6 protein-coding genes are annotated in these 10,483 nt (G+C 73.6%); 3 read left to right on the top strand and 3 right to left on the bottom strand.

The annotated features are described in order from the left end of the window. Positions 1–119: 119 nt before the first annotated feature. Complete coding sequence (locus tag ABT085_RS13600; protein ID WP_351605870.1) at positions 120–704, bottom strand: hypothetical protein; 585 nt, start codon at positions 702–704, stop codon at positions 120–122. Positions 705–853: 149 nt separating this feature from the next. After that, the gene (locus ABT085_RS13595) at positions 854–2,062 is read right to left on the bottom strand and encodes a nucleotide sugar dehydrogenase (RefSeq protein ID WP_351605867.1); all 1,209 of its coding nucleotides are present in this window, start codon (positions 2,060–2,062) and stop codon (positions 854–856) included. Positions 2,063–2,336: 274 nt separating this feature from the next. Between ABT085_RS13595 and ABT085_RS13590 the strand changes: the two genes are divergently transcribed. Beyond that, positions 2,337–4,043 carry a glycerol-3-phosphate dehydrogenase/oxidase gene (locus ABT085_RS13590; RefSeq protein WP_351605864.1) on the top strand — a complete coding sequence of 569 codons (1,707 nt, stop codon included), beginning with the start codon at positions 2,337–2,339 and terminating at the stop codon, positions 4,041–4,043. Between the two features lie 73 nt (positions 4,044–4,116). Here the strand turns inward: ABT085_RS13590 and ABT085_RS13585 are convergent, their stop codons facing one another. After that, a complete protein-coding gene (locus ABT085_RS13585; RefSeq protein ID WP_351605862.1) occupies positions 4,117–5,160 on the bottom strand; it encodes a serine hydrolase domain-containing protein in 1,044 nt (347 codons plus the stop codon). Positions 5,161–5,524: 364 nt separating this feature from the next. On the opposite strand from ABT085_RS13585, the gene ABT085_RS13580 reads away from it, so the two are divergent. Further along, positions 5,525–7,612: a serine/threonine-protein kinase gene (locus tag ABT085_RS13580; protein ID WP_351605859.1), complete on the top strand. Its 2,088-nt coding sequence runs from the start codon at positions 5,525–5,527 to the stop codon at positions 7,610–7,612. Positions 7,613–7,779: 167 nt separating this feature from the next. Next, a complete protein-coding gene (locus ABT085_RS13575; RefSeq protein ID WP_351605857.1) occupies positions 7,780–10,326 on the top strand; it encodes a serine/threonine kinase C-terminal domain-containing protein in 2,547 nt (848 codons plus the stop codon). Positions 10,327–10,483: the final 157 nt, after the last annotated feature.

Here is a 10,483-nt window from a genome sequence, read left to right as displayed (position 1 = left end):
CACCACTCGGTTGGGGCGGGCCCTTCTCCCGTAAGGCGGTCGTCGTCAGCCGGCCGTCAGCGGCTCGGCGACGTCCCCGAGGAGCAGGGCGACAGCGACCAGGAACAGCCGGGCGGGAATCACCGGACCCCGTTCCTCCGGGTGCTCTGGAACGCCACGTACGCGGCGATCGCGAAGAAGACGAAGGTCAGCGGGTCGGCCGTCTCCTGCCAGGCATCCTGGACCACGCCGAAGTGGCCGAAGAAGACCTCGTTGAAGCCGACACCGAGCTCCTTCGCGCCGAGCATGGCCGTGCCGATCAACTGGCCGAGGTAGACCGCGGCCACCGAGACGATCACGCCGGCGACCGGCAGGGACTGGCTGCGACCGCCGGCGCGGCCCGCGGCGATGCCGACCAGGAAGCCGACGCCGACGGCGGCGTAGCCGATCTCGTGCTCGGTGAGGCCGACGACGATGCCGTACAGGATCGCGGAGACCAGGCCGGCGCCGACGGCGGCGGCGAGACCGAGCACGAAGTTGTCGCGCACCGGGGCGACGGGGGCGACGGGGATGCCGGGCGTGACCGGGAAGCCCGGCTGCGGTGTGCCCTGTGGGTCACCGGTCTGTGCGGACTCCCCCGTCGCGTCGGGCTGGGTCGGCCGGCCGGACTGCCCCGCGTACGGGTTGTCGGCCGGCGGGCCGGGCGGCGGCGTGGTCTGGCTCATGTGGATCCCCCCAGGGATGCGGGCGCACCCGTGGTGTGCGCGAGACGTCGGCGCACACCTGAGGGCGCCCGCGTCGCGGGCGCACTGGTGTGCGAGAGCTTGCGCACGTTAGCAGGGGGGAGTGACAACCCGTCACGGAATTTTCCCCGTCACAACCGGTGCGCCGCCCCCGTCGGAGTCGCGCCCCGGGTGTCTAGCAGGAGCTGGGCCTTCACCGACAGGCCCTGCATGTCGTACGTGCGGTGCTGCTGGAGCAGGATCGTGAGATCGGCGTGGGCCGCCGCCTCGTAGAGGGAGTCCGCGCGGGGCACCGGCCGGTCCAGGACGCTCCAGGACGGCACGTGCGGGTCGTGGTAGCTGACCGAGGCGCCGAGCTCCATGAGCCGGGTCGCGATCTCGTGCGCGGGGGTGGCCTGCTGGTCGGCCAGGTCGGCCTTGTAGGTGACGCCGAGCAGCAGCACGCGCGCGCCGCGCGCCGACTTCCCGTGCTCGTTGAGGAGGGCCGCGGCGCGCTGCACGACGTACCGGGGCATCCGGCTGTTGACCTGCTGGGCCAGCTCGACCATCCGCAGGGTGCGGCCCGCCTGGCCGGTCAGGTCCTGCGGGACGGCGTGGCCGCCGACGCCGGGGCCGGGGCGGAAGGCCTGGAAGCCGAACGGCTTGGTCTCCGCGCAGCGGATGACGTCCCACAGGTCGACGCCCAGGTCGTGGCAGAGGACGGCCATCTCGTTGACGAGGGCGATGTTGACGTGCCGGTAGTTGGTCTCCAGGAGGTGCACGGTCTCGGCCTCGCGGGGTCCACGCGCGCGTACCACCTTGTCGGTGAGCCGGCCGTAGAAGGCGGCGGCGGACTCGGTGCACGCGGGCGTGAGACCGCCGATGACCTTGGGGGTGTTGGCCGGGGTGAAGTCGCGGTTGCCGGGGTCCACCCGGCCCGGCGCGTAGGCGAGGTGGAAGTCGCGGCCGGCCCGCAGTCCCGAGACCTCCTCCAGCAGCGGGCGCAGGAATTCCTCGGTGGTCCCGGGGTACACGGGGGACTCCAGGATCACGGTGGTGTGCGGCCGCAGACGCTCGGCCAGGGTGCGGGCGGCCGTCTCCACCTGGCTCAGGTCGAATCCGCCGTCGGCGCCGCGCGGGGTCGGCGCGCAGATGACGGCGGTGCGGACCCGGCCCAGCTCGGCGGGTCCGGCGGCGGTCCGGAAGCCCCCCGAGAGCATCCGGCGCAGTTCGGCGGGGCTGAGCGAGCCGGATTCCGGCCCGGTCCGGTAGCCGAGTGTGGCGATACCGGCGGCGACGGCTGCCTGGGCCAGGGGCAGGCCGAGAGGACCGAGTCCGATGACGGCGAGATCTGCGGGCATGGCGTGGGCCGTCCTTCCCAATAACCGAAGCGGGACAGGTGCGCAAGTCGTGAGGACAAGACGAGCGAAGCGCAATGTCACACTAGGAGTAAATATGACCGTGATGCGGTATTGGTCGGCTGTGTTTCCCGACAGTCCCGCGAAAGTTGTCCACAGGCTGGGAGCGACTGGTGGCTGAAGTCGGGCATCCCGGTCAGGATTGGGGCATGGGGGATGCGGGCCCGGTCCTGCCCCACGGGGTGTGCCCGGCGCGACCGACGAGCGGGAGGCAGCGGTGAGGACAGCGACACTGGGGCCGGCGCAGCGTGCCGAGTCACTGGCATCCATGGCCGAGCGTGAGCTGGACGTGCTCGTCGTCGGCGGTGGTGTCGTCGGCGCGGGCACCGCACTCGACGCCGTGACGCGCGGCCTGTCCACGGGACTGGTCGAGGCGCGTGACTGGGCGTCGGGTACGTCGAGCAGATCGAGCAAGCTGATCCACGGCGGCCTGCGTTATCTGGAGATGCTGGACTTCGCGCTGGTCAGGGAGGCGCTGAAGGAGCGCGGCCTGCTGCTGGAGCGCCTCGCGCCGCATCTGGTGAAGCCGGTGCCGTTCCTTTATCCGCTGCAGCACAAGGGGTGGGAGCGGCTGTACGCCGGTTCGGGCGTGGCGCTCTACGACGCCATGTCGATGGCCCGCAGCCACGGCCGGGGCCTGCCCACGCACCGGCACCTGAGCCGGCGTCACGCCCTGCGGGTCGCCCCGTGTCTGAGGAAGGACGCGCTCGTCGGCGCCCTTCAGTACTACGACGCCCAGATGGACGACGCCCGTTATGTGGCCACGCTGGTGCGCACGGCCGCCTGGTACGGCGCGCATGCCGCCAACCGGGCGCGGGTGACCGGCTTTCTGCGCGAGGGCGAGCGCGTGGTCGGTGCCCGGGTCGAGGACGTCGAGGGCGGCGGGGAGTACGAGGTCCGCGCGAAACAGATCGTCAACGCGACCGGGGTGTGGACCGACGACACGCAGGCGATGGTGGGCGAGCGCGGGCAGTTCCACGTCCGTGCCTCCAAGGGCATCCACCTGGTCGTGCCCAAGGACCGGGTCCACTCCTCCACCGGACTGATCCTGCGCACCGAGAAGTCCGTCCTGTTCGTCATCCCCTGGGGCCGGCACTGGATCATCGGGACCACCGACACCGGCTGGGACCTCGACAAGGCCCACCCGGCCGCCTCCAGCGCCGACATCGACTATCTGCTGGAGCACGTGAACTCGGTGCTCTCGGTGCCGCTGACGCGGGACGACGTCGAGGGCGTGTACGCGGGACTGCGCCCGCTGCTGGCCGGCGAGTCGGACGCCACCAGCAAGCTGTCCCGCGAGCACACCGTCGCCCATCCCGTGCCGGGGCTGGTGGTCGTGGCGGGCGGCAAGTACACCACCTACCGGGTGATGGCCAAGGACGCGGTGGACGAGGCGGTGCACGGGCTCGACATGCGGGTCGCCGACTGCGTCACCGAGAACATCCCGCTGCTGGGCGCGGAGGGCTACCCGGCGCTGTGGAACGCGCGGGCGCGGATCGCCGCGAAGACCGGGCTGCACGTGGCGCGCGTGGAGCATCTGCTGAACCGCTTCGGTTCGGCGACGCAGGAACTGCTCGACCTGATCGCCGGGGACCCGTCGCTGGGGGAACCCCTGCGGGCGGCCGACGACTACCTGCGCGCCGAGATCGTCTACGCGGCCTCGCACGAGGGTGCCCGGCACCTGGACGACGTGCTGACCCGGCGCACCCGCATCTCCATCGAGACCTTCGACCGGGGCACGCTGAGCGCCCGTGAGGCCGCGGAGCTGATGGCGCCGGTGCTGGGCTGGGACAAGAGCCAGATCGAGCGCGAGATCGAGCACTACGAGAAGCGGGTGGAGGCGGAGCGGGAGTCGCAGCTCCAGCCCGACGACCTGACGGCGGACGCGGCCCGGCTCGGGGCGCCGGACATCGTGCCGCTGTAGGGCGGCCGGCTTGCGGCACTCTCCACCCGAACGGGTGACGGAGGCCGGGATCCCGGGGCGAACGCCGGTCGTTCTACGAGATGCCGGGGCAGAACTCGGCGGTGAGGAGGGCCGGTTCCAGGCCGGGGTCCGCGATCTCCGTCGTGTTCACCCGGAAGGCAAGGACATGACGACCGTCCGAGGTGGCCGCGGTGCGCACGTAGCTGCCGGTGATGCGTCCGTTGTGCCCCCACACCGTGGTCCCGCAGGGCAGCTTCACGGGGAACAGCCCCATGCCGTACGAGCCGTGTGCGGCACGGGTGTCGAGCATCTCGCGCAGCTCGCGCGGGGGCAGCAACTTTCCGCCCAGCAGCGCCGCGTAGAAGCGGTCCAGATCGGCGAGCGTGGTCACCAGCTCGCCCGCGGCCCCGGCCACCCGTGGGTCGAGCGCGGTGACGTCGGACCCGTCGGCGGCGTGGGCGCGGCCGTGCGGAGAGGGGAGGGACGTGCGGGAGCCGGGAAAGGAGGTGCCGGTCAGACCCAGCGGAGCGATGACGCGGCGCGTGGTCTCGGTGGCGTACGAGTGGCCGGTGACCTGCTCGACGACCAGGCCGAGCAGGACGTAGTTGGTGTTGGAGTAGGCGAATCGGCCACGGTCGGCCGGAGGGTGGGTGAGCGCGAGCCGCACGGACAGGGTGGGGGTGACGGGGACCGTGCCCCCGGTGTCCCGGGTGAAGTCGTACAGGCCGCTGGTGTGGGTGAGCAGGGAACGCAGGGTCAGCGCGCGCCCGTCGTTGCCTGCCCCGCGCACCAGACCGGGCAGGTGGCGCTCCACGGTGTCGGACAGCGACAGCCGGTGTTCGGCGGCCAGTTGCAGGACGACCGTCGCGATGAAGGTCTTCGTGATGCTGCCCGCGCGGAAGTGGTCGGAGCGGGAGATTCCAGGACCGGCCTGGGCGTACCGGGTGGCTTTCCCGTCCCGGGCCAGCAGGGCTGCCGCGGGCGCCTTGCCCCGGGTCGTCAGCTGCGCGAGGACCCTGTCCGCGGGCGGGCTGGAGTGTGCCTGTGAGCCGGCCGGGGCGGGGCTGAGAAGCAGCAGGGAGACGGGTACGGCGAGCAGCGTCCGCAGCGATGGCATCCCGGTTCCCCCCTTGTCACGGCCCATCATGCCGGGTGCCGGGACGCCGCTTTCACCGGATCCGCAGGCTCCCGGGACTCCGCCGGACCGGGGTGGGAAACCCGGGCCGGAAGCAGGCCGGGACCGGGCCGGAGGCCTGGCCGGAACCCGCTTTGGCCCTTGGCCCGGACCCGCTCCGACCCTTGGCCGGAAATCGTCGGAAGTCCTGGCCGGGTTCGGTCGGCGGGATTGGCGGGCGCGTTCCGGGGGACCCGCGCTTCGGGTTCCGGGCCCCGTCGCGCGGCGATGGGCACCCTGGGCGTCGAGCACTTGTCGGGTGGGGGACAATGGAGGCTCTGTCAGGGCGGGTTGCATGAGGGGACGCATGTCGGAGGCGGAGCGGGCGGGGACATCCCGTCAGGGGAAGAGCGCACGTCTCCTCGCGGGGCGGTACCGGCTGGGAGATGTGCTCGGCCGCGGCGGCATGGGTACGGTGTGGCGCGCCGAGGACGAGACCCTCGGCCGCACGGTCGCCGTCAAGGAGCTGCGGTTCCCGACGAACATCGACGACGAGGAGAAGCGCCGGCTGATCACGCGGACGCTGCGCGAGGCGAAGGCCATCGCCAGGATCCGCAACAACAGCGCGGTGACGGTCTTCGACGTGGTCGACGAGGACGACCGGCCGTGGATCGTGATGGAGCTCGTCGAGGGCAAGTCGCTCGCCGAGGTCATCCGCGAGGACGGCGTGCTGGAGCCCGGGCGCGCGGCGGAAGTCGGCCTGGCCATCCTCGACGTGCTGCGTTCGGCGCACCGCGAGGGCATCCTGCACCGTGACGTGAAGCCGTCGAACGTGCTGATCGCCGACGACGGCCGGGTCGTGCTCACCGACTTCGGCATCGCCCAGGTCGAGGGCGACCCGTCCATCACCTCCACCGGCATGCTCGTCGGCGCCCCCTCCTACATCTCCCCGGAGCGCGCCCGCGGCCACAAGCCCGGCCCCGCCGCCGACCTGTGGTCGCTCGGCGGACTGCTCTACGCGGCGGTCGAGGGATCCCCGCCGTACGACAAGGGCTCCGCGATAGCGACGCTCACGGCGGTGATGACCGAGCCGCTGGAGGAGCCGAAGAACGCGGGCCCGCTGCGGGACGTCATCTACGGACTGCTCACCAAGGACCCGGCGCTGCGTCTCGACGACGCGGGCGCGCGGGCCATGCTGAAGAAGGTGATCGCGGCTTCCGCGTCCGGGACCGCCGAGCGGGAGCCGGCGGACGCGACGAAGGTCGTGCCGCTGCCCGCGCTGCCGGACTCGCCCGAGGATCGCGGGAGCGCGGCGGGAGCCGGGAACAAGCGCGGCGAGGAGGCGGCGGAGAAGCTGCGCGGGGCCCTGCGCTCCGTGCGCAAGGCCGCCGTGGTGGCCGGTGCGTCGACCTCGGCCGCCGCGAGCCGCACCAAGTCCGCGGGCTCCGCGGCGGGTACGGCGGCCCCGTCGGCGTCCGCCGGCGCGCCGGTGTCCGCGGGCACGGCGGCCGACTCCGCCGGTGCCGGTGCCGGTGCCGCTTCCGGCCCCGGCGCGGGCGCGGGTGAGCGGGCCGCCCAGGGAAGCGGCAACGCGACCCCGGCCGGGCGCGGTTCGGGCTGGCCCGTGATGACGCCGCCGGACCTGCCGGATCTGCCGCCGCGGTCCGTGCCCAAGGCGCCGCTCACCGACGTGGTGCCGAAGCGGACCCTGCTGATCATCGCCGTGGTGGTGGCGCTGGCGGTGATCGGCACCGTGCTGGCCCTCACCTTCGGCGGGGGCGACGACGGCGGCGACGGGAACGGCGGCGGTGCCAAGGCCGGGGCCGGCCAGAGCGCGAGCGTCGGCACCAAGGAGGACACGAGCGGCGGGTCCGGCAAGGACGACGACGCCTCGAAGTCCGGTTCCCAGGACACGAAGCCGGGCTCCACGAAGGGGTCCACGGACGGCTCGGCGTCGCAGGCGTCGTCGGGCGGCTCGTCCGGCTCGGACGGCGGCACCAGCACCTCCGACGACACCGACGCCGCGGTGGCGTCCACGCACAACGGCGGGCAGGGGTACTCGATCGGACTGCCCGCGGGGTGGAAGTACCAGACCTCGGACTCCGCGGGGGACCGTTTCACCGGGCCCGACGGACAGAAGCTGCTGGTCGCCTGGACCACCACGCCGAAGGGCGACCCGAAGGCGGACTGGGAGAACCAGGAGCGCTACATGACGCGCTCGCAGTACAAGAAGATCCGGATACAGGCGGTCCAGTACCGCGGCTGGAACACCGCCGACTGGGAGTTCACCTACGTCGACGGCGGCACGCAGTACCGGACCGTCGACCGCGGGTTCGTCGTCGGCGACCACCTCGGGTACGCCCTGATGTACACGGCGAAGGCGTCGGACTGGGACGGCGAACTGCGCAAGAGCACCTGGCAGACGCTGACGGAGACCTTCCAGCCGAAGAAGTGAGCGAGCCGGGCCCCGGCAGCCGTGGGCCCGAGATCGGTCAACCTCTCTTTGCGGGTTGCCTCCGGCACGTATCGTGAGTGCTTGCGGACCGTACGCATCCCGCTATGCGGTCGGAACGGGCCGCGAGACGAACGGAATTGACCGACCGGGCGGCCGGGGGAGGCACAGTGGACGACTACGCGGGCCGGGTGCTCGCCGACCGCTACCGCCTGCCGCTGCCGCCCTCCGACGAGTACGAACTCACCGAGAGCCGCGCCTTCGACACCTACAGCGGACAGGAAGTCCTCGTCAGGCAGGTGCCGTTGCCGGAGGTCGTCGAGGCCGAGGTGCTCGACGCGGACGGGCTGCCCGAGGGGTTCACGGCGCGTGACCGTCCGGCCCGGCGGCCGACGGCCCGTCCGCGCACGGACGCGAGCACCCGGCGGCCGGCCGATCCCGTGGTGCGGCGGGCGGTCGAGGCCGCCCAGGCGGCCGCGCGGATCCCCGACCATCCGCGGCTCGACCAGGTCTTCGACGTGTTCGCCGAGGGCGGTTCGCTCTGGGTCGTCAGCGAGCTGGTGGCAGCGCGGCCGCTGGCGGCGCTGCTCGCCGAGAAACCGCTGACCCCGTACCGGGCGGCAGAGGTCGCCTCCGATGTGCTCATGGCGCTGCGGGTGCTGCACGCGCACGGCTGGGTCCACCGCAACATCACCGCGCGCACGGTGCTCGTCTGCGAGGACGGTCGGGTCATGCTGACCGGGCTCGCGGTCGGCACGGCCCAGGAGGCGCTCTGCGGGTACGACCCGGTGCCGCCCGAGGACGGGGCCGAGGACGGCACGGCAGCCGGCCCCGGGCCCGTCGGTGCGCCCGGAGACCCCACGGGCCCCCAAGGCACCCTGGGCGGCCCCGGCGGGGCCGGTGGCGGCAGCGGTGCCGGTGCCGTCGACCCCGAGGCCGCCCGGCGGGCCGCCATCGAGGCACGGGCCGCCGGAGGGCTGCCGCAGACCGGCACCGACCCGGTCGCGGGACCGGGCGGCGCATCGGCCGCCGTGGCCCGCAGAGCGGCGCTGGAGAGCGGCGGGGACGTCCGGGCCGCACGGGCCGGCGCGATCGCCGCGTACCGCGCGGGAGCCAGGGCGGCGGCCCGGGTCCAGGATCTCCAGCAGAACGGCCGGCCGGCCCTGCCCGGAGCCCGTCCGGCTCCCGACGCCGCGGGCCCCGACGGCAGCCCGCAGCCGCCGTACGCCCCCGGGACCGGTGGGCAGCCCACGGCCGGCACGGTGCAGACCCCGACGGGCAGCGTGCCGCCGGGGCAGATAGCGGACCCCTACGGTGTGCGCGGAGCGCCCTGGCAGGGGACGGAGCCGCGCGCCGTGGCTCCCGTGCCCGGGCCCCGGGGCGCCCTCCTGCCGGCCGATCCGGCGCAGCCCCCGACCCGCTGGGGCGACGCCGCCCCCGGTGCCCCCGCCCGGCGCGGTCCGGCGACGGCACTGGCCGCCGAGCGGGCCCGACAGGCGCGGATGGCACTCGTGGGCCCGGTGACCGAGCGCTGGGCGCCGGAGCAGGCCGGGCCCGTCCACGAGAACTGGCAGCTCGCCGCGCCCATCGGGCCCGCGACCGACCTGTGGGCGCTGGGCGCGCTGCTCTTCAGGGCCGTACAGGGGCATGCCCCGTATCCGGAGGAGTCGACGGCCGAGCTGGTCCAGCTGGTGTGCGCGGAGCCGCCCGCGTTCGCCGAGGAGTGCGGACCGCTGCGCCCGGTGGTGGAGTCGCTGCTGCGTCAGGACCCCACCGAGCGGATCGACTTCGAGGAACTGGGCGGCTGGCTGCGCTCGCTGGTGCGCTCGGCGCCGGAGCCGGACGCCGGGGTGCACGTCGTGGCGGCGCCGCCCGTCGACCCGAGCCGGCTGCCCATCGTGCGGCGGCGCGGCGAACTGGTGCGCAGACGGCGCGCCGGGCTGCCCGCCACCACGGCGCACGGCCGGCACAAGCGGGCCCGGCAGGAGCCGTCCGGCTCGCCGCGCCGCCTGGGCCGCACCCTGCTCCTGCTGATCCTGCTCGTGCTGGCCGGGACGATCGCGTACGCCGTGCTGTTCATGCCGAAGGCCCCGGACACCGGCGCCGCCGGCACCGCCGGTGCGGCGCGCACGACGCCCGCGCAGGGGGACACCGCCCCCGAGGCGAGCAGCGAGCCCCGCCCCGACCAGACCTCGCCCGCGGCCGGCGACGGCCCCTCCGCGTCCGCAGGTCCCACCGGGACGCAGACCGGCGGCCCCGACGTCGCCGACGGCTTCACCCTGCGCAAGGACGCCGAGGGCTTCCAGGTCGCGGTGGCGAACGGCTGGGACCGCACCCCTAAGAACGGGCTCGGCCAAGTGCGCTACACCCACGGGGACTTCGAGCTGATCGTGGTGCCCGGCCGGGACCGCGCATCGACGTACGGCAGCGATCCGATGGTCTACCAGCGCGAGAAGGAGTACGAACTGGGGCCCTACCGCTCGTCCAGCTGGGCCACCTCCGGCGGGCTGCGGACGATCGAGGTGGGCGGACGGACCATGGCCGAGGGTCAGTTCACCTGGAGTGACGCCGACGGTCACCAGTTGTTCGTGCGCAACCTGGCGATCCTGATCGACGGGCGCTACCACGTGGTGCAGGTGCGCGGCCCCGAGGCCGAGCGCGACGAGGTGACGAAACTGTACGAACAGGCCTCGTCCACCTACCAGTTCACCGGCTGATCCGGAAAGCGGCGCACCGGCCCGCCGCGCCGCTTCGCGGACCGCGCGGCCGCGGTTCCCGCCGCGGACCAGAAGCGACAACCGTCACAGTGCGGTGTCCTTGCCGCCCCGCGTGTTCCCTGGACGCGGGCCGGTCCTTAGTCTGAGCCTGTCAAGA

It is taken from the genome of Streptomyces sp. NPDC002265 (assembly GCF_040296125.1).
Taxonomy (GTDB): domain Bacteria; phylum Actinomycetota; class Actinomycetes; order Streptomycetales; family Streptomycetaceae; genus Streptomyces.
Note: the sequence above shows the minus strand (reverse complement) of the source record. Positions and strands in the feature narration are given on the sequence as shown.

Bases quoted from the DNA above. Each gene is read 5' to 3' on its own strand.
- ABT085_RS13600 (WP_351605870.1), bottom strand. From the start codon at position 704: ATGAGCCAGACCACGCCGCCGCCCGGCCCGCCGGCCGACAACCCGTAC.
- ABT085_RS13595 (WP_351605867.1), bottom strand. From the start codon at position 2,062: ATGCCCGCAGATCTCGCCGTCATCGGACTCGGTCCTCTCGGCCTGCCC.
- ABT085_RS13585 (WP_351605862.1), bottom strand. From the start codon at position 5,160: ATGCCATCGCTGCGGACGCTGCTCGCCGTACCCGTCTCCCTGCTGCTT.
- ABT085_RS13580 (WP_351605859.1), top strand. From the start codon at position 5,525: ATGTCGGAGGCGGAGCGGGCGGGGACATCCCGTCAGGGGAAGAGCGCA.